This window comes from Pseudomonas weihenstephanensis (assembly GCF_016812185.1).
GTDB classification, from domain to species: domain Bacteria; phylum Pseudomonadota; class Gammaproteobacteria; order Pseudomonadales; family Pseudomonadaceae; genus Aquipseudomonas; species Aquipseudomonas weihenstephanensis.
On sequence record NZ_JAAEBV010000006.1, the window covers coordinates 1 to 18748 of the forward strand.

The following is an 18748-nucleotide window of genomic DNA, read 5'->3' on the forward strand; positions in this document are numbered from 1 at the left end:
ACCTTGGTGATTTTTACCGGTTTGTGAACGCGTTGGCCGGTCGGTTGGCCGGACTGCGGGTCGCGAGGAATGATCAATTCGTGGCTAAAGCCCTGAACCATGACCTGGTCTTCATGACCTTCCTGATAGGTATTGCCTACTGAATCCGCGGTGAACGCACCGGCAGTGATCAGACCCTGTTTGGTGCCCGTGATGGATATATACGCTGGCGTGGCCATGGTGGCTCTCCTTGCTGAAAATGCGCTGAAAAATAAGGGCTTGGAACGAGCAAATGCCGCCCAAGTACTGATTAGACACATCAAGGTTCGTGCCACAGTTTAAAAAGCCATTAAGAACAGAAAGTTAGATCAATCATGTCGTTTGGAAGACTGATTTTCATATAGAAAGCATGAATAAAGTGCGCAAGAAGTTGCGCAGTACTGCGCAACTTCTTGCGCACTCGCCTACAGGCCAATATCTATATGAGCCACACAAAGGTATGCACAGGTTTATCCACAGATGAGTGCGCAACTTCTTGCGCATACTGGCCATTAGCTTCCATCTGGACCTGCATGCGAAATCACACACAAAACGGGCGGCTCAAGGCCGCCCGGATCAGAGGTGTAAACGTAGGTTTAAAGGTGCGATTCGGCGTACTCGGCGAGTATCGAACGCGGCACCCCTTGCAGGGCAATGTGAACACCGTTCGGGAAGTCTTTGAAACGCTCCGTCAGGTACGTCAACCCAGAACTGGTGGCTGACAGGTAAGGTGTATCAATCTGCGCCAGGTTGCCCAGACACACTACTTTGGAGCCCGCCCCCGCACGGGTAATGATGGTTTTCATCTGGTGCGGCGTGAGGTTCTGGCACTCGTCGATCAAGATTAAACTCTGCTGGAAGCTACGACCCCGGATGTAGTTCAGGGATTTGAACTGCAATGGCACCTTGCTCAGGATGTAGTCGACGCTGCCGTGGGTGCTTTCATCCTCCATGTGCAACGCTTCGAGGTTATCGGTGATGGCGCCCAGCCAAGGCTCCATTTTCTCGGCTTCGGTGCCGGGCAAGAAGCCGATTTCCTGGTCCAGCCCTTGCACACTACGGGTACAAATGATGCGCCGGTAGCGCTTGCTGACCATGGTTTGTTCAATCGCCGCCGCCAGCGCCAGGATGGTTTTACCCGAACCTGCCGCACCCGACAGGTTGACCAGATGAATGTCCGGGTCGAGCAAGGCATACAACGCCAGCCCTTGGTAAATATCCCGAGGTTTAAGCCCCCAGGCTTCCTGATGCAGCAACGGTTCCTGATGCATGTCGAGGATCAGCAGGTGGTCCTTGCGCACCTCTTTGATCCAGCCGACAAACCCCTGTTCGTCAATGATGAATTCGTTGATATGCACCGACGGCAGGTTCTCGATCATCTGCACTTGATGCCAGGTACTGCCGTGGCCCTGACGGGTTTCCACCTTGCTGACACGGTCCCAGAACGAACCGGTCATCGTGTGATAGCCACGCGACAGCATCGACACATCATCGACCAACTGGTCGGTGCTGTAGTCCTCGGACTCGATCCCGCACGCACGGGCTTTGAGGCGCATATTGATGTCTTTGGTCACCAGCACCACCTGAATTTCAGGCGAGCGGGCATGCAAATCAATCAACTGGTTGATGATGATGTTGTCGTTAAGGGTTTCGGGCAGCAGCGCGTTAGGTTCTCGGCGCTTGTTCATCAAAATCGACAAAAAGCCTTTAGGGCCACTTTTACCGCGCTGAATGGGCACGCCCTTTTCAACGTTTTCCGGCGAAGCCACGCCCAGCACCTGGTCAATCAAACGAATGGCCTGACGGCATTCGGCGGCGACCAACAGCTTGCCGGTTTTGAGTTTGTCGAGTTCTTCAAGCACCGTCATCGGGATTGCGACGTGGTGTTCCTCGAAGTTGAGCATGGCATTTGGATCGTGAATCAGAACATTGGTATCGAGCACATAAAGGATTGGCTGGTTGGAAGAAGGAGTGCGTCCGTGATCATCCATACTCGGTCACCTTTGTGGGAGCCATTCGACGCAATACCGCAACAGTGCTGCGCCTCGATGTGACTGCCGGCTCATCTGCCCATGTCAGATGAATCCCTGCCCGATAGGTCTTGGAAGACGCCACCTGTGTGGCAGGTTTCGGCGGTCTGTCTTCGTAATACTCCAAAACGTGTGACAAGAAAAAGTCTTTTTAGCGGTTTGGCACTATTTTTTTCTGAATGACGAACAGCCCTTGGCGCAATGCCAAACCGCTACTAGGCTGAGGGATCAACCTGTAACAAAAAAGTATCCAATGTGATTTGCAAGCCGTTCAAAAGGCTAAGCGTTCGCCCCAACACAAAACATTGAAATCTCGCCACCAAAGACCGGCCCGCGCCGACAGCAAGCAAAGATCCGACCTACACCCCCCGCCCTTTTGCCCGCACTAAGCTTCACCTCGCACCCGCCAAGACTGCGCAATGCGCCACGCCGTGGTGGTTGTGCCGACACCGGCCCGTGCAACCACTTTCATTTATGACCGTGTTCGTGTCGTGACATGCCCTGCAAAAACACAGGGTACGCGCCAATACGCCGACCGCGCCCATACAAAAGGACGACGCTATGACCCCTATTTCCAAAACGCTCGAACAGATGCTGCTGGAGATCTATAAAGACGACAGAGTTTCATTTACCGAGTTCAAGCAACTGCGCGACAGTGCCGACGAACGCATGGACAGGGTTATCGAACACTTTGGTCAACACAACAATATGACGGCCTTTCAAAAGTCGATGGACGTGACCATGCAACTGCTGCAACTGTCGGTCATTGACGCTAAAAACGGCAAACTGTCTGACACCGGCGAAGCCATCGTCAAAGACGCCATCACCGCCCAGGTCCAATACCTGCGTGCAGGCAGCGAACTGGCGCTGCGGCTTTTGTAAGACTCTTCACTGCCCGCCCTGATCCAGTGCGGGCTATCGACGCTACGGCTGAGCCAGCGCCGAACACTCTTGCCACCCCAACCCGCTTTGCGCAGTGGCTTTCATCAGCCAGGGCAAAGCGCTGCGCACCTTGCTTTGAGTGTCGTGAAAGCTGATCACGCCGTGGCGCCATAACAGCATCAGGCTCAATACGCGTTGCGCAGACTGTTCAGCACTCAGGCTGCCGGCCAAGTCCTGGGAGTCAATGTTCCACAATGCCACCTGCATGCCCTGGGCCTCAAAAAAAGCCCCGCTGTCGGCACGGCGATGCCCGTAGGGCGGGCGGAATAAAGGCACGTAATTGTCGGGCAAAACTTTTTTGACCAGCGCCGAGCTGCGCACAATCGAATCTTGCCAGTCGGTCCAATGGCTGTGCGAACGGTACCCCCAGCCTTGCACCCCTACGCATTGCCCTTTGTAGAGCGCTTGCAGTGCCTGCACGGACTGTTTATCCAACCGCGCCTGAACGCTGTTGCCCAAGACAAAAAACGTTGCACTCACCGATTGCTTGCGCAGATAGTCGGCCACCCAATCAGTAGTGCCCGGCTGGTGAGTCGGGCCGCTGTCAAAGGTCAGCATAAACAGTCGGTCGTTCATGCCCTCGCCGTTGAACTCACGATCATTGAACAGCTCGACCTCGCTACCGATTTGCGGGAACAGTGCCGCAAGGCGCAACTGCTCATCCAGATAGGCGCGGTGAAACTCGGCGCTCGGTTGCGCCCAATCGGCGTAGAACGAGTCTGGGGCGATTTCAAACTTGCCTGCCTGCTCACGCAAGCTGTCCATGCCGTCCACGTAATAACAGAACGAGGCATCCTGATCGCAGCTTTGCTGGGCGAAGTTGTAATTGGTCAGCAGACGTTGCCACATACGCTGACGGATCGTATCAATCGCGTCCATGTTGATGATTTTCAAGCCCAGCCGCTGGCTGAGCGCACGCTCGTCCAGCGCTTCACTGCTCAACAGGGCATGGGCGAAGGTCAGTATTTCGGCCCGTGACGCCACATCAAACAGCGCCGGGCTGATCAATTGCTCAGGCCATGTGCTGCGATCCAGCGTCGCTGGCTCAGTGGGCGCCGCCACCGCGCTCAGGCACACCAGCCAGGCCGACAAAAAAAGAGCAATACGCACGGGTCAATCTCCCTGTAAAAACTGTGCGCACTATAACCTGCAACCTGGCAAATACCTGTAGTCGCTGCCGCAGGCTGCGATAGCGCGGCAAACCTGCGCCTTCCATCGCAGCCCCGTCCCTCGACGGCGACGACTCAATTGCGCGGCATACGTGCTATCAGCGTGATAGGTGGAGTCAAACCGCCCAACCCCCTAGAATCCCTCCCACGCTAAAAGGAGACGATACCCATGCTGATGGTGATTTCACCCGCTAAAACCCTCGACTACGAGACGCCGCCGGCCACCCAGCGCTTCACTCAGCCGCAATACCTGGATCATTCCCAAGAGCTGATCGGGCAATTGCGCGAATTAAGCCCGCAACAGATTGGCGAGCTGATGCACCTGTCCGACAAGCTGTCCGGCCTTAACGCCGCACGCTTCGGCTGCTGGACCCCGGCCTTCACGCCCGATAACGCCAAGCAAGCATTGCTGGCCTTCAAGGGCGATGTGTACACCGGATTGAATGCCGTGGATTTCAGCGAAGCGGACTTCGACTACGCGCAGACCCATCTGCGCATGCTCTCCGGGCTATATGGCCTGCTGCGCCCGCTGGACCTGATGATGCCTTATCGCCTGGAAATGGGCACCAAGCTGCAAAACCCTCGCGGCAAAGACCTCTATGCTTTTTGGGGCACGCGCATCAGCGACTGGCTCAATGAAGCACTGGCCGAGCAAGGCGATGACGTGCTGCTCAACCTGGCCTCCAACGAGTACTTCTCGGCGGTCAAAAAGTCAGCCTTGAACGCACGCATCATCAACACCGAATTCCGGGACTTTAAGAACGGCCAGCACAAAATCATCAGCTTTTACGCCAAAAAAGCGCGCGGCATGATGAGCCGTTTCGTGATCAAGGAACGCATCAACGACCCTGAGCAGCTCAAGCAATTTGATGCCCAGGGTTACTATTACAGCGCCGAACACTCCAAACCGGATCTGTTGGTCTTCTTACGCGATCACACCCCCGAATAACCCCCCGCCTTTTTGACGCCCTCGGCCTGATCGAGGGCGCGTCGTGCTGTGAACCCCTTCACACTCCTGCTTGAATAGCCAAATAATTGACGCCAAAAATACGACTTGAAATTTCTATGAACATAAATTCACTCGACAAATGTGACTTTTTTTCATAGTGGCACCTAATTTTTTTATCAGTAGTGGCACTTAACTATCCTCGCCGACGAACGCCCTTAAATTAAAGGACGAAACCTTAAGTGCTATCAATATGGAACCAGTGCCATCTTTTTCCATTTTGTTAATTTTCGTCGAAAACGGGATAAACGGCCCGGAACTATGTTTGGTACGACTGCTCATACAACCCGTAACGATTCTTACAGAGTTTGTGAGATATCGCTTACAACGATAAACCTAACTTTCAGGTTATATCCGCTGCAATCAGGCCCAGGCAAAGGTGATCGAAATTCAGCTATAACCCTTTGTTTATAAAGGCTAAAAAATAAGAAACATCGCGGCGCACAGCGCCCGCCCAAGGCCGTCCCCATCATCTGACATGCCTTAGTAATAGTGATGAGCTGCACTTTAACTGTGCAACTTTCAACAACTTGAAACTTAACGATGCCTGCACTGGGCATTGCGGCTTATATGCGCCGTAGTTCCCTGTGCACCCACACTTTAAGTCCGGTCATTAATTGGCCTATACACGACAGAGGTAATTGCGATGCGCATCAGCATATTTGGTTTGGGTTACGTCGGTGCAGTGTGCGCCGGTTGTCTTTCCGCTCGCGGCCATGAAGTCATCGGCGTTGACATCTCACAAGACAAGATCGACCTGATCAACCTCGGCAAGTCGCCCATCGTTGAACCGGGGCTTGGCGAACTGCTGGCCCAAGGCATCCAGAACGGCCGTCTGCGAGGCACCACCAACTTTGCATCGGCCATTCGCGAGAGCGACCTGTCGATGATTTGCGTCGGTACGCCGAGCAAGAAAAACGGCGACCTGGAGTTGAACTACATCGAAGCCGTGTGCCGCGAAATCGGCGCCGTACTGCGCGATAAAACCTCGCGCCACACCATTGTGGTACGCAGCACCGTGTTGCCGGGGACCGTGAAAAATGTGGTGATCCCGATCCTCGAAGAGTGCTCGGGCAAAAAAGCCGGCGTCGACTTCGGCGTCGCGGTCAACCCTGAATTCCTGCGTGAAAGCACGGCCATTGCCGACTACGACCAGCCGCCGATGACCGTGATCGGTGAACTCGACACAGCCTCGGGCGATGTCCTGCAATCGCTGTACGAAGAACTCGACGCGCCGATCATCCGCAAGGACATCGAAGTGGCCGAGATGATCAAGTACACCTGCAATGTGTGGCACGCCACCAAAGTGACGTTCGCCAACGAGATTGGCAACATTGCCAAGGCCGTCGGCGTTGATGGTCGCGAAGTCATGGAGGTGGTGTGCCAGGACAAAACCTTGAACCTGTCGCAGTACTACATGCGCCCCGGCTTTGCCTTTGGCGGCTCCTGCCTGCCCAAAGATGTGCGTGCCCTGACTTACCGTGCCAGCTCGCTGGACGTGGACGCACCGTTGCTCAACTCGCTCATGCGCAGCAACGTGTCGCAAGTGCAAAACGCGTTCGACATCGTCGCCAGCCATGACAAACGCAAAGTTGCCCTGCTCGGTTTGAGCTTCAAGGCCGGGACTGACGACCTGCGCGAAAGCCCGCTGGTGGAACTGGCCGAAATGCTGATCGGCAAGGGGTTTGACCTGAGCATCTACGACACCAACGTCGAGTACGCCCGCGTTCATGGTTCGAACAAAGACTACATCGAATCAAAAATTCCCCACGTCTCCTCCCTGCTCAACTCGGATTTCGACGCGGTGATCAACAACAGCGACGTGATCATTTTGGGTAACCGCGACGAGAAGTTCCGCGCACTGGCCCAAAACGCCCCGCATGGCAAACAGGTCATCGACCTGGTGGGCTTCATGTCCAAAGCCACCTGCACCGTAGGCCGTACCGAAGGCATCTGCTGGTAACACGCCGCCCACTGCAGGCACTGGCGCAGGCTGCGCCAGTGCCTGCAGAGCTTGTGCACCACAGCCTTCATGCTCACACGGAACCTCATTATGCTCAGGCTAAAACACGGCCTTCTTCAAGCCGCCGGTTGGCTGTTTTACCTCACGTTGTTGATGGGCCTCGCGCTGGCGCTGCCAACATCGACCTTCGACGCCGAGTCGAAAAACTTTATTTTCCTGATTGGCGCCGTGGGTATCTGGCGCTACTCAATGGGTGCCACGCACTTTTTGCGCGGCATGCTGTTTTTATATGTGGTGTACCCGCACCTGCGACGCAAGGTGCGCAAACTGGGCAAGGCCGCTGACCCTTCCCATGTATTTTTGATGGTCACCAGCTTTCGTATCGACGCCCTGACCACCGCTCAGGTGTACAGCTCGGTCATTCGCGAAGCCATTGACTGCGGCCTGCCCACCACCGTGGTCTGCTCGCTGGTTGAGATGTCCGATGAGTTGCTGGTCAAGAGCCTGTGGGAGCGAATGAACCCGCCAGAGCGGGTCAAACTCGACTTCGTGCGGATCGCCGGCACCGGCAAACGCGACGGTCTGGCCTTCGGTTTTCGCGCCATCTCACGCCATATGCCGGACAGCCGCGCCGTGGTTGCCGTGATCGACGGCGACACCGTGCTGGCACCCGGCGTTGTACGCAAAACCGTGCCCTGGTTCCAGTTGTTCGGCAACGTCGGCGGCCTGACCACCAACGAATTCTGCGAAGTGCGCGGCGGCTACATCATGAGCGAGTGGCACAAACTGCGCTTCGCCCAGCGCCACATCAACATGTGCTCGATGGCCCTGTCCAAGCGCGTGCTGACCATGACCGGACGCATGTCGGTGTTCCGCGCCAACGTGGTGACTGACCCCGACTTCATCGCCGACGTCGAAAGCGATTCGTTGCAGCACTGGCGTCTGGGCCGTTTCAAGTTTTTGACCGGCGACGACAAATCCAGCTGGTTCAGCCTGATGCGCCTGGGCTTCGACACTTTTTATGTGCCTGACGCAGCCATCCACACCGTGGAGCACCCGCCGGAAAAAAGCTTCATCAAGGCCAGCCGCAAACTGATGTTCCGCTGGTACGGCAACAACTTGCGCCAGAACGCCCGCGCACTGGGCCTTGGGGTCAAACGCCTCGGCCTGTTCACCAGCGTGGTGCTGTTCGACCAGCGCGTGTCGATGTGGACCTCGTTGCTGGGGCTGACGGTTGCACTGATTGCCAGCCTCAAATACGGCATCACGTTCCTCATCGCTTACCTGCTGTGGATCGGCATTACCCGCCTGATTCTGACCCTGCTGCTGGCCTGCTCGGGACACACCATCGGCCCGGCCTACCCGGTGATTCTTTATTACAACCAGATCGTCGGTGCGCTGGTGAAGATCTACGTGTTCTTCCGCCTCGATCAACAGTCCTGGACCCGTCAGGACACCAAATTGACCCGTGATCTGGCCAGCTTTCAACGTTGGTTCAACACCTGGTCGTCTCGCACCATGACCTTCTCAGCCGCCAGCATCTTTGTGGCCGTGCTGCTGACGATGGTCTGAACCGACACGATCGAATTAACCAGGAACAAGACCTTATGAACACTCAAGTAAACACCAACGTTGTCCACGAATCCGAAGCCCAGCGCCAACACGCACGGGTCAAAATCCCGGCCAAATTACGGTTTACAGGCAAAGACCGCACGCCGATGGACGTCAACATCATCGACCTGTCAGCGGGCGGCCTGAGCTTCTACGCGGCCAATCAGCCACTGACCGTGGGCGAAGTCCATAAAGGTCGCTTGCAGTTTGTGATCGACAACCTCGGTCTGGCGATGGACGTCGATCTGCTGGTGCGCAACGTCGACCGACAGTCCGGGCGTGTCGGCTGCCAGTTCCAGAACCTCGACCAGCAAGACATCTCGACCCTGCGTCACCTCATCACCTCGCACCTGAGCGGCGACCTCGTGACGATGGGCGACGTGCTCGCCACCTTGCAGCGCGATAACTTCACCAAGGCGCGCAAGGTCAAGGACGGCGGCAGCGGCATGACCCCGTTCGGGCGCATGAAGGCCGTGGTGTTGAGTGCGGGCGTATTTGTCGTCGGTCTGGTGGCGTTCGGTTTTGTCGTCAAATCGGTGTACGGCCTGTATTTCGTCACCCACGCGCAGTCGGCGCTGGTCAGTGTGCCGGGCATGAACATCACCATGCCGCGTGACGGCACCGTGCAAAGCCTGGTCAAGGACGACAATCTGGCAGCCAACGGCGCGCCCATTGCCACCTTCAGCACCAGCATGCTGGACGTGCTTAAAGGGCATCTGGACGAGAACCAGTTGCAGCCGGCCAATATCGAAACGCTGTTTGGCAAGCAAATGACCGGCACCCTGACCTCGCCGTGTGACTGCGTCGTCGCCGAGCAAGTGGTTGCCAACGGCCAATACGCCAGCAAAGGTGACGTGATCTTCAAACTGGTGCCGCGCACCAGCGAAGCCAACATCGCCGCGCGCTTCAGCTATCGCCAGTTTGACAACGTACTGCCCGGCACCCCGGTCAACTTCAAAGTCGCCGGTGAAGACTACCTGCGCACCGGCAAGATCATCAGCAGCACCAGCCTCAACAGCGATGACCTGTCCTCGGACATCCGCGTGCAGATCAAGCCCGATGCACCGCTGGACAGCGCCCTTGCCGGCCGCCCGGTGGACGTGCGCAGCGACCGTGGCCCGTCGATGAACTGGCTGATCAGCAAAGCCTCGGCGGCAGGTCTGTAACCATGAAAAACTCATTCCCGGTAGTCGCTGGCGCAGGCTGCGATCCCGAGCCAGGCGCTCGCCAACCACGCGACGGTTTTTTTCGCATTCACAGCGGTTTCGCAACCGCTCGCAGCCTGCGGCAACGACTACAAGGGCCAGCGCTTTGCTTGTTGTCCCTCGCACTCGCCGGTTGCGCGGGCCTGCCCGATCAGCGGCTGGCCAATGAAGCCTTGAAAAACGGCGACACCGCCACCGCACAGCGTAACTATCAGGCACTGGCGGATTTGGGTTACACCGAAGCGCAGGTGGGGCTGGCCGATATCTGGATGCAAAGCCCGGACGCCGAGCAGTTGAAACAGGCCGAAGCCACGTACCGTGAAGCCGCAAAAACCTCGCCTCGCGCTCAAGCGCGCCTGGGGCGTCTGCTGGCCAGCAAACCCGGCGCTACCGAGGCCGAGTTGCACGAAGCGCAAGCCCTGTTGCAACAAGCCTTTGCCAGTGGCGACGCGAGCAGCCTCACGCCGCTGGCGATGCTGTACTTGCAACACCCGCAAAGCTTCCCCCAGATCAATGCCCAGCAGCAAATCAGCCAGTGGCGCGCCGCAGGTTATGCGCAAGCAGGCCTGGCCCAAGTGGCGCTGTACCGCCTCGACGGTACGTACGATCAGCATCTGGATGAAATCGCATCCATCTGCCGTCAGGCGCTGCCCGCCAACGACAGTTGTTACGTCGAGCTGGCCACGGTGTATCAGAAACAAGGCAACACCGATCAGCAGGCCGAGCTGATCCAGCAACTGCAAAGCGCTTACAGCCGTGGCAGCGCCTCGGCGCAAAAGGTCGATGGCGTTGCCCGCGTGCTGGCCGATGCCACCTTGGGCACCCCCGACCCGGACACCGCCAAGTCGCTGCTGGAACGCATTGCACCGGCCTACCCCGCAGCCTGGGTCAGCCTTGCGCAGCTGCTCTATGACTTTCCCGATCAGGGCGACGTCGCGCAGTTGCAGGAATACCTGGACAACGGTCGCGCCGCTGACCAGCCGCGCGCCGAACTGTTACTGGGCAAGCTCTATTACGACGGCAAATGGCTGACCCCGGACGCGCAAAAAGCCGAAGCGCACTTCCTGCGCGCCGTGGACCAGGAAGTGGCTGCCGATTACTACCTTGGCCAACTCTACCGTCGCGGTTACCTGGGCCAGGTGTACCCGCAAAAAGCCCTCGACCACCTGCTCAAGGCCGCGCGCAACGGTCAGAACAGCGCCGATTTCGCCATCGCCCAGTTGTTCTCGCAAGGCAAAGGCACGCAGCCCAACGCCCTGAACGCCTACGTGTTCAGCCAACTGGCCACGCTGCAAAACACCCCGCAAGCCAACGAACTGGCCGCCCAACTCGACGAGCAATTGCCCGCAGAGCAACGCGCTGGCGCCCAGCGCCTGCTGCAAAAAGAGCAAGCCTTGCGCGCCACCCTGAGCCAGAACGCCGTGGCCGTACAGGCACTGCAAGCAGAAAACGGCGAGGAAGCCCTATGACCCTCAATCCTTTTGTAAAAGCCGGCATCGGCCTGACTTTCGCATTGCTGTGGTCATGCCCGACCCTCGCGGCCCTGACCGATGAAAAAAACTTCGGCCTTGAAACCAAAATCACTGCGCAATCAGAAGACGACCGTGACCTTGGCACCCGCGATGGCGGCGACGTCAACGGCATCGGTCTGGACCTGCGCCCGTGGGTGTACGGCGAACGGGGCAACTGGAGCGCCTACGCCATGGGCCAGGCCGTGACCTCCAGCGACATCATCGAAACCGACACCTTGCAACAGTCTGACCTTGAGCAAAACAGCAGCAGCGATGCGCGCAAACAAGACAAAAGCTACCTGGCCCTGCGCGAGTTCTGGGTCGGCTACAAAGGCTTTACCGCCTACCCCGGCGAACAGCTCAAGTTCGGTCGCCAACGCCTGCGCAATGACGACGGCACGTGGCGCGACACCAACATCGAAGCGCTGAACTGGACCTTCGATACCACCCTGCTCAAGGCCAATGTGGGCGCGGCTGAACGTTTTAGCGAGTACCGCACCGACCTGACCGAACTGGCCCCGGACGACAAAGACCGGCTGCACCTGTTTGGCGATATTGCCGCGCAATGGACACCCGGCCAATGGGTCGGCCTGCGCGCCCACCACAGCCAGGACGATGGTTCGCTCAAACATCAGGGCGAAGAAGTCGATGCGCTGGACAAAACCCAAAACGGCGACCTGACCTGGCTCGGTATCGAAGCCAACAGCGACGCCTACAACTACCGCAACACCCACACCGTGAATTACTGGGCCAGCGCCACCGGCATGAGCGGCACGCGCGACACACTCGCCACCTCAACCGTGGGCGGGCGCAACATCGCCGGCGCCAAAACCCGTGACGATGTGGATGGCTGGGCCACCGATCTGGGGGTGCGTCTGCGCCTCGATCCCAACTGGCAAGTCGGCGCTGCCTATTCGCGCGCCAGTGCCAACTATCAGCAGACCGGACTTGAGAGCAACCGCTCCAACTTCACCGGCACGCGCTCGCGGGTTCACCGTTTTGGTGAGGCGTTTCGTGGCGAAATGCAAAACATCCAGAGCGCCAGCCTGTTCGGTTCATGGCAACTGCGCGACGACTACGACGCCTCGCTGGTCTACCACAAGTTCTGGCGGGTCGATGCCAGCAAGCCGATTGGCAGCAACGGCATCAATGCCGTGCAAAACAGCGAAGACCCTACCAGCGGCCTGCTCTCCAGCACTTCATTACCGATGATGGATGGCAAAAAAGACCTCGGTCAGGAGATGGACCTGGTCGTCACCAAGTACTTCAAGCAAGGCCTGTTACCGGCCGCGCTGAGCCAGTCCATCGACGAGCCTTCAGCGCTGGTGCGCTTTCGCGGCGGGGTATTCAAACCCGGCGATGCCTACGGTAAAGGCGTGGACTCATACATGCACCGCGCGTTCGTTGACGTGATCTGGCGCTTTTAATGACAACGCCAACGGGAGTGCGTGACATGAATCATCCTGCCTATCGCGGCGCGATCAGCCTGCTGGCCGGCGCGCTGCTGCTGGCCAGCGCCCCGGCGTTTGCCAGCGCCGAACCGGTAAAACCGAGCGTGGCCAAAGAACTGCAACACGCCAAAACGTACACCGTCAGCACTGCACCTACCGTCCCGCTGAATATCGCGAAACCGGCGCTGCCCGACCTCTCGGGCTACACCGCCGAGGCGGCAGCGGCCAAGATCGTGCGCAGCACCGCAGGCAAGGTCAGCGTGCGCCGCATGATGCAAGAAAACGCGCTCAAGGACTTTATCGGCGGCGACAACAAAATGGCCGAATGGGTGGTGCGCCAAGGCGGCATTCCGCAGGCGATTTTCATCGACGACGGCTATGTGAACCTCAAGGATTTGGCCAAGCGCCTGCCCAAACAGTACTTCAGCGAAACCGCGCCGGGCGTTTACCTGGCACGCTTGCCGATTGTGGTCGGGCACAAGGGCATTCTGGAAATCGACGCCACTACCCAAGAGCTGCGCTTGTCCCAGGAAGCCGGTTCGTTTCTGGTCAACGATGGCCAGTTATTCGTGCGTGATAGCCGCGTCACAGGCTGGCGTGAAAAAGCCAACGGCCCGGCGACCTTTCGCGATGCCAAAGAGTTTCGCCCGTTCCTGCTGTCGTGGGGCGGCACCGAGACGTACATCATCAACAGCAAAATGGCGAGCTTGGGCTATGCCAACAGCAAGTCGTACGGGGTGAGTATTTCCCAGTACACGCCCAACATGGCCAAGGTGGTCAAACGTGACGAACCCACCGGCTGGATTGTCGGCTCCGAGTTCTCGGACATGTGGTACGGCTTTTACTGCTACGAAACCCGCGACTTCGTGGTCAAGGGCAACACCTACCGCGACAACATCGTCTACGGCATTGACCCGCATGACCGTTCCCACGGCCTGATCATTGCCCAGAACGATGTGTTCGGTACTCAGCGCAAACACGGGATCATTATTTCCCGTGAGGTCAACGACAGCTTCATCTTCAACAACCGCAGCCACGACAACAAACTCTCAGGGCTGGTGATTGACCGTAACAGCGTCAACAACCTGATCGCCGACAACGAGATTTTCCAGAACCACACCGACGGCATCACCCTCTATGAGAGCGGTGACAACCTGCTGTGGGGCAACAAAGTCATCAACAACCGTCGTCACGGTATTCGCGTGCGCAACAGCGTCAACATTCGCCTGTACGAGAACGTGGCGATGGCCAACGGCCTGACCGGCGTGTACGGCCACATCAAAGACCTGACCGACACCGACCGTGACATTGACCTCGATCCCTTCGACGCCGAGGTGTCGCTGATCATGGTCGGCGGTGAGCTGGCCGGGAATGGCAGCGGCCCGCTGGCGATTGACTCGCCGCTGAGTATCGAGCTGTACCGGGTGTCGATGCTGGCCCCGACCAAATCCAGCGGCATCAGCTTCAACGGCATTCTGGGTGAGCGTCAGGACGAAATTCTCGACCTGATGGTGCGCCAGCAAAAAGCCGTGCTGATCGACCCCGTTGAACGCCAGACCGAATTGCGCCACTGAGGATGACTGTTATGCCCCCCCATCTGATCAAGATCTTGAGCCTGTCGGGCCTGACAGCCGCCCTCCTCGGCGCCGCCGCAGGCGCACAGGCAGACGCCGTTCAAGCGCCAGCCTTTACCGCCCAGGCGTGCTGCAACCTGTGCCCCGAAGCCCACGACGCCAAAAACTACACCACGCGCTATCAGCAGAACTTCACCACCCTGGTGCAGGCTGAAGGCGACTGGTTGTTCCGCACCCAAGAAGACCTGCGCACCGAGTTCGACACCACGCCTGCCGGATACAAACGCATGCAGCAGTTGCACGACGCCTTCAAAAGCAAAGGCGTGGAACTGGTGGTGGTGTACCAACCGACTCGCGGGCTGGTCAATCGCAACAAACTGATGCCCACCGAGCGCGATAAGTTCGACTACGACACCGCACTGAAAAACTACCAGGCCATGCTCGGGCGCTTCGCCAAGATGGGCTACTACGTGCCTGACCTGTCGCCGTTGACCAATGAGTCGGATGCCACGGGCAACAGCGCCCACGATTTCTACTTTCGCGGCGACCAGCACTGGACGCCCTACGGTGCCCGGCGCACGGCGAAAATCGTGGCGCAGACGGTAAAAAAAGTGCCGGGCTTTGCCGACATCCCGCAGCGTGAATTCGAAACCAAAATCACCGGGCGCATGGGCAAAACCGGCACCTTGCACAACATGGCCGGCCAACTGTGCGGCACCAGTTACGCGGTGCAGTACATGGACCAGTTCAGCACCGAGCCAAAGGGCGAAGCAGCTGACGGTGACCTGTTCAGCGACGCGGGCAACCCGCAAATCACCCTGGTGGGCACCAGCCACAGCGGCAAGAACTACAACTTTGCCGGTTTTCTGGAGCAATACATTGGCGCTGACGTGCTCAACGTCGCCTTCCCCGGCGGCGGCCTGGAAGGCTCGATGTTGCAGTACCTGGGCAGCGACGAATTCCAGAAAACCCCGCCCAAAGTATTGATCTGGGAGTTTTCTCCGCTGTATCGCCTCGACCAGGAAACCATCTACCGCCAGATGATGGCCCTGCTCGACAACGGTTGCGAAGGCAAGCCTGCGCTGATGAGCAGCAGCACCACGCTCAAACCGGGCGCAAACCAGATGCTGGTCAACAGCAGCAACAAAGACCTGCGCAACGCCAATCACCAAATCGACATCCGCTTCGCCGACCCGTCGGTGAAAACCCTGCAAGCCACGCTCTGGTACATGAACGGTCGGCACGAAGATTTGAAAATCGACAAACCGACCACGTCCGACACAGACGGGCGCTTCGCCTTTGAACTGCGTACCGATGAAGACTGGGCCAGCCAGAACCTGCTGGCCATTGAAATTCAAGGCCCGCAAGACGCGGGCGACGTACAAAAAGTCGACGCCAAAATCTGCAAACGCAACGTTTTCCCCACCTCTGCGCAGCTCAATGCGCAGGCCGGACGATGAGGTTTCTGATGCCTACTGCACCGATCAATTTGCGCACCTTGCTGGCGCCGACGTTGCTCGGCCTGGCGATGCTTGCCAGCACCGCCCATGCCGCCGCGCCCTTACGCCCACCCCAGGGCTACTACGCCCCGGTCGAAGCCTTCAAGACCGGCGATTTCAAAAACGACTGCGAGTCGATGCCCCAGCCGTACACCGACAAGCTGGAGTTTCGCAGCAAGTACGAAGGTTCGGACAAAGCCCGCTCGACCCTCAACGTGGCCTCGGAAAAAGCCTTTCGCGACGCAACGTCCGGCATCACCACGCTTGAGCGCGGCACCAGCAAACGCGTGATGCAGTACATGCGTGACGGGCGCCCGGAGCAGCTCGACTGCACCCTGAGCTGGCTGACTGCGTGGGCACAGGCCGACGCACTGATGAGCCAGGAGTTCAACCACACCGGTAAGTCGATGCGCAAATGGGCGCTGGGCAGCATGGCCTCCTCGTACTTGCGCCTGAAATTCTCCGCGTCGCAGCCATTGGCGCACCATGCGCAGCAAGCCCGCGAAATCGAAGCCTGGTTCAGCAAAATGGCCGATCAAGTGGTCAGCGACTGGGACAACCTGCCGTTGGAAAAAACCAACAACCACTCGTACTGGGCTGCGTGGTCGGTGATGGCCACGTCCATCGCCACCAACCGTCGCGACCTGTTCGACTGGTCGGTAAAAGAGTTCAAGGTCGGCGCTCATCAAGTCGACGCCCAAGGCTTTTTGCCCAACGAGCTCAAGCGCCAGCAGCGCGCCCTCGCCTATCACAACTACGCCCTGCCGCCCTTGGCGATGATCGCCAGCTTTGCGCAGGTCAATGGTGTGGACCTGCGCAACGAAAACAACGCGGCGTTGAAACGCCTGGGTGAGCGCGTGTTGAGCGGGGTGAAAGACCCTGAAACGTTTGAAGCGAAAAACGGCAAAGCACCAGACATGACGGATTTGAAGATCGACGCCAAGTTTGCCTGGCTGGAACCGTTCTGCACGCTCTACACCTGCGCGCCCGAGGTGATTGAAATGAAGCGCGGCATGCAGCCGTTCAAAACCTTTCGACTGGGCGGTGACCTGACCAAGGTGTACGACTCGGCGCACGAAAAAGGCTGACAGCAGCCCTCACCCTAACCCTCTCCCGGAGGGAGAGGGGACTAAAAGCAACAGCAACAGCAGATGCGCGCAGCACCACACATCAAGCCCCCTCTCCCTTTGGGAGAGGGTTGGGGTGAGGGTCGATCAAACGACACCCAAACCTCAAAAGATACACGTACACCTCCCCACTTTTTCTCGGGGGGGTTGGGGGGGCTGAGCCCTTTATTGTTGGTCCACACGGAGAGGTCAGGATGGTTTTTTCATCCAATGTGTTCCTGTTTTTATTCTTGCCGGTGTTTCTCGCCCTGTATTACTTGAGCGGGCAACGCTATCGCAACCTGCTACTGCTCATCGCCAGTTACGCGTTTTACGCGTGGTGGCGCGTGGACTTTCTGGCGCTGTTTATCGGGGTCACGGTCTGGAACTACTGGATCGGCCTCAAAGTCGGTGCCGCAGGCGTTCGCACCCAACCCGCGCAGCGTTGGCTGCTGCTGGGGGTCATCGTTGACCTCGCCATTCTGGGCTATTTCAAGTACGCCAATTTCGGCGTCGACAGCATCAACGCAATGATGGGTTCGGTCGGTCTTGACCCTTTCATCCTCACCCACGTGCTGCTGCCGATCGGGATCTCGTTCTACATCTTCGAGTCCATCAGCTACATCATCGACGTGTACCGCGGTGACACCCCGGCCACCCGCAACCTGATCGACTTCGCCGCCTTTGTCGCGATCTTCCCGCACTTGATCGCAGGCCCCGTGCTGCGTTTTCGCGACCTCGCCGATCAGTTCAACAACCGCACCCATACCCTCGATAAATTCAGCGAAGGCGCCACGCGGTTCATGCAGGGTTTCATCAAGAAGGTGTTTATCGCCGACACCCTGGCGGTGGTCGCCGATCACTGTTTCGCGCTGCAAAACCCGACCACCGGCGATGCCTGGCTCGGTGCGCTGGCGTACACCGCGCAGCTGTATTTCGACTTCTCGGGTTACAGCGACATGGCCATCGGGCTGGGCTTGATGATGGGTTTTCGCTTCATGGAAAACTTCAAACAGCCTTACATCAGCCAGTCGATCACCGAATTTTGGCGGCGCTGGCACATCAGCCTGTCGACCTGGCTGCGTGACTACCTCTACATCACCCTGGGCGGCAATCGCAAAGGCACGCTCATTACCTACCGCAACCTGTTCCTGACCATGTTGCTGGGCGGTCTGTGGCACGGCGCAAACATCACTTACATCCTGTGGGGCGCTTGGCACGGCCTGTGGCTGGCCATCGAAAAAGCACTGGGCCTGAACACTAACCCACGGGCGCTGAACCCGATCCGCTGGGCACTGACCTTCTTGATCGTGGTCATCGGCTGGGTGATTTTCCGCGCCGAAAACCTGCACGTAGCCGGGCGTATGTACAGCGCCATGTTCAGCTTTGGTGAATGGTCGCTGTCGGAACTCAACCGCGCCAACCTCACCGGTTTGCAAGTCGCCACGCTGGTGGTGGCCTACCTGACGCTGGCGTTCTTCGGTCTGCGTGATCTGTACCGCAAGCCCACAGAACTGGACCTGAGCAAGGATCAAACACTGCCCGCTGACTGGTCACGTTATGCACTGCGCAGCGTGATCGGGCTGTTGTTTGTGGCCTCGATTTTCAAACTCTCGGCGCAAAGCTTCTCGCCGTTCCTGTACTTCCAGTTCTAAGGGGAGCC

General features: G+C 58.1%; 14 protein-coding genes. 11 read left to right on the plus strand and 3 right to left on the minus strand.

All coding sequences use genetic code 11. The features are described from left to right. A partial coding sequence (gene tssD, locus GYN01_RS18540) for a type VI secretion system tube protein TssD (RefSeq protein WP_203307581.1) occupies window positions 1-218 on the minus strand: 218 nt, incomplete at its 3' end. A 396-nt stretch (window positions 219-614) separates the two neighbouring features. Next, window positions 615-2009 (minus strand): PhoH family protein, encoded by a 1395-nt coding sequence (locus GYN01_RS18545; RefSeq protein ID WP_048363238.1) that lies wholly within the window; start codon window positions 2007-2009, stop codon window positions 615-617. 600 nt (window positions 2010-2609) lie between these two features. On the opposite strand from GYN01_RS18545, the gene GYN01_RS18550 reads away from it, so the two are divergent. Beyond that, window positions 2610-2930, plus strand: a complete 321-nt coding sequence (locus GYN01_RS18550; RefSeq protein ID WP_048363237.1) for a hypothetical protein — start codon at window positions 2610-2612, stop codon at window positions 2928-2930. Window positions 2931-2972: 42 nt separating this feature from the next. Here GYN01_RS18550 and GYN01_RS18555 read toward each other — a convergent pair whose 3' ends face one another. Next, window positions 2973-4100 carry a polysaccharide deacetylase family protein gene (locus tag GYN01_RS18555; protein ID WP_203307582.1) on the minus strand — a complete coding sequence of 376 codons (1128 nt, stop codon included), beginning with the start codon at window positions 4098-4100 and terminating at the stop codon, window positions 2973-2975. Window positions 4101-4328: 228 nt separating this feature from the next. Here GYN01_RS18555 and yaaA point away from each other — a divergent pair, with 228 nt between their 5' ends. From yaaA to GYN01_RS18605, 10 genes are all read left to right on the plus strand, one after another. Next, window positions 4329-5108, plus strand: a complete 780-nt coding sequence (gene yaaA, locus GYN01_RS18560) for a peroxide stress protein YaaA (RefSeq protein ID WP_048363235.1) — start codon at window positions 4329-4331, stop codon at window positions 5106-5108. A 703-nt stretch (window positions 5109-5811) separates the two neighbouring features. Further along, window positions 5812-7128, plus strand: a complete 1317-nt coding sequence (locus tag GYN01_RS18565) for a nucleotide sugar dehydrogenase (protein ID WP_048400125.1) — start codon at window positions 5812-5814, stop codon at window positions 7126-7128. Window positions 7129-7218: 90 nt separating this feature from the next. Continuing rightward, window positions 7219-8700 carry a mannuronan synthase gene (gene alg8, locus GYN01_RS18570; protein ID WP_238936336.1) on the plus strand — a complete coding sequence of 494 codons (1482 nt, stop codon included), beginning with the start codon at window positions 7219-7221 and terminating at the stop codon, window positions 8698-8700. Between the two features lie 35 nt (window positions 8701-8735). Then, window positions 8736-9905: an alginate biosynthesis protein Alg44 gene (locus GYN01_RS18575; RefSeq protein ID WP_203307583.1), complete on the plus strand. Its 1170-nt coding sequence runs from the start codon at window positions 8736-8738 to the stop codon at window positions 9903-9905. A gap of 2 nt (window positions 9906-9907) precedes the next feature. Then, window positions 9908-11413 carry an alginate biosynthesis TPR repeat lipoprotein AlgK gene (algK, locus tag GYN01_RS18580; RefSeq protein ID WP_203307584.1) on the plus strand — a complete coding sequence of 502 codons (1506 nt, stop codon included), beginning with the start codon at window positions 9908-9910 and terminating at the stop codon, window positions 11411-11413. After that, on the plus strand, window positions 11410-12882 hold the full coding sequence (locus GYN01_RS18585) for an alginate export family protein (RefSeq protein ID WP_203307585.1): 1473 nt from the start codon (window positions 11410-11412) through the stop codon (window positions 12880-12882). The genes algK and GYN01_RS18585 overlap by 4 nt, the downstream gene beginning before the upstream one ends. A gap of 26 nt (window positions 12883-12908) precedes the next feature. Further along, window positions 12909-14480: a mannuronan 5-epimerase AlgG gene (algG, locus tag GYN01_RS18590; RefSeq protein WP_203307586.1), complete on the plus strand. Its 1572-nt coding sequence runs from the start codon at window positions 12909-12911 to the stop codon at window positions 14478-14480. Between the two features lie 11 nt (window positions 14481-14491). After that, window positions 14492-15940 carry an alginate O-acetyltransferase gene (locus GYN01_RS18595; RefSeq protein WP_203307587.1) on the plus strand — a complete coding sequence of 483 codons (1449 nt, stop codon included), beginning with the start codon at window positions 14492-14494 and terminating at the stop codon, window positions 15938-15940. Between the two features lie 8 nt (window positions 15941-15948). Continuing rightward, window positions 15949-17067, plus strand: a complete 1119-nt coding sequence (locus GYN01_RS18600; RefSeq protein WP_048400137.1) for a mannuronate-specific alginate lyase — start codon at window positions 15949-15951, stop codon at window positions 17065-17067. Between the two features lie 233 nt (window positions 17068-17300). Then, window positions 17301-18740, plus strand: a complete 1440-nt coding sequence (locus GYN01_RS18605; protein ID WP_203307588.1) for an MBOAT family O-acyltransferase — start codon at window positions 17301-17303, stop codon at window positions 18738-18740. Window positions 18741-18748: the final 8 nt, after the last annotated feature.

Excerpts from the sequence above, each read along its gene's own strand:
- GYN01_RS18600 (WP_048400137.1), top strand. The coding sequence starts at position 15,949 with ATGCCTACTGCACCGATCAATTTGCGCACCTTGCTGGCGCCGACGTTG.
- GYN01_RS18575 (WP_203307583.1), top strand. The coding sequence starts at position 8,736 with ATGAACACTCAAGTAAACACCAACGTTGTCCACGAATCCGAAGCCCAG.
- GYN01_RS18565 (WP_048400125.1), top strand. The coding sequence starts at position 5,812 with ATGCGCATCAGCATATTTGGTTTGGGTTACGTCGGTGCAGTGTGCGCC.
- GYN01_RS18595 (WP_203307587.1), top strand. The coding sequence starts at position 14,492 with ATGCCCCCCCATCTGATCAAGATCTTGAGCCTGTCGGGCCTGACAGCC.
- GYN01_RS18545 (WP_048363238.1), bottom strand. The coding sequence starts at position 2,009 with ATGGATGATCACGGACGCACTCCTTCTTCCAACCAGCCAATCCTTTAT.
- algK (WP_203307584.1), top strand. The coding sequence starts at position 9,908 with ATGAAAAACTCATTCCCGGTAGTCGCTGGCGCAGGCTGCGATCCCGAG.
- GYN01_RS18550 (WP_048363237.1), top strand. The coding sequence starts at position 2,610 with ATGACCCCTATTTCCAAAACGCTCGAACAGATGCTGCTGGAGATCTAT.
- yaaA (WP_048363235.1), top strand. The coding sequence starts at position 4,329 with ATGCTGATGGTGATTTCACCCGCTAAAACCCTCGACTACGAGACGCCG.
- GYN01_RS18585 (WP_203307585.1), top strand. The coding sequence starts at position 11,410 with ATGACCCTCAATCCTTTTGTAAAAGCCGGCATCGGCCTGACTTTCGCA.
- GYN01_RS18605 (WP_203307588.1), top strand. The coding sequence starts at position 17,301 with ATGGTTTTTTCATCCAATGTGTTCCTGTTTTTATTCTTGCCGGTGTTT.
- algG (WP_203307586.1), top strand. The coding sequence starts at position 12,909 with ATGAATCATCCTGCCTATCGCGGCGCGATCAGCCTGCTGGCCGGCGCG.
- alg8 (WP_238936336.1), top strand. The coding sequence starts at position 7,219 with ATGCTCAGGCTAAAACACGGCCTTCTTCAAGCCGCCGGTTGGCTGTTT.